Annotated in this window: 1 protein-coding gene; it reads left to right on the forward strand. The window is 38.5% G+C overall.

Annotated features, from left to right (window positions below; translation table 11 throughout):
* A partial coding sequence (locus I4Q58_RS15505; RefSeq protein ID WP_317194079.1) for a DinB family protein occupies positions 1-283 on the forward strand: 283 nt, incomplete at its 5' end.
* Positions 284-550 lie beyond the last annotated feature (267 nt).

Consider the following 550-nt stretch of genomic DNA (forward strand, 5'->3'; position numbering starts at 1 on the left):
GAAAGCAAGAGATTGGGAAACGGACACGGAATTGAAAGTGGACAACAAATCAAAAAAGGAAATGATCGCCACGGTCAAAAGAACTTTTGATAAAACCATAGACTTTATTTCCGAATTCGATATTGATAAGCTCGGAGAAAGACTTGACTATTTTGGACTCGATAGGACAAAAAGACAAATACTTCTATTGCTTTCAGACCACATTACCCATCATAGAGGCCAAATGCTAGTATCTCTGCGGCTAAATGGATTGGTTCCGCCGAGATACGTACTATATCAATGACTATTACGAAAAAGTTGATTTGATTTGATTTGATTAAAATGAACTGATATCCACAACGTAATGGCAACAACGTATAACGTCCATTGTGTGGAATGGTTATCCTTATTGAAAATCCCACAAATCCAGACTAAAAAAGCATTATCTGAAAAAAACGTAAATTGAAAACCACACAACGAGACGTTATACAAATCCGTTGGCGCTTATTGGGCGGATGCGCCACAGGCGCAAAAAATTTTGGCGGTTTCTGAACCAATTGCGAACTCGGTC

This window comes from Luteirhabdus pelagi (assembly GCF_016827595.1).
Classification (GTDB): domain Bacteria; phylum Bacteroidota; class Bacteroidia; order Flavobacteriales; family Flavobacteriaceae; genus Luteirhabdus; species Luteirhabdus pelagi.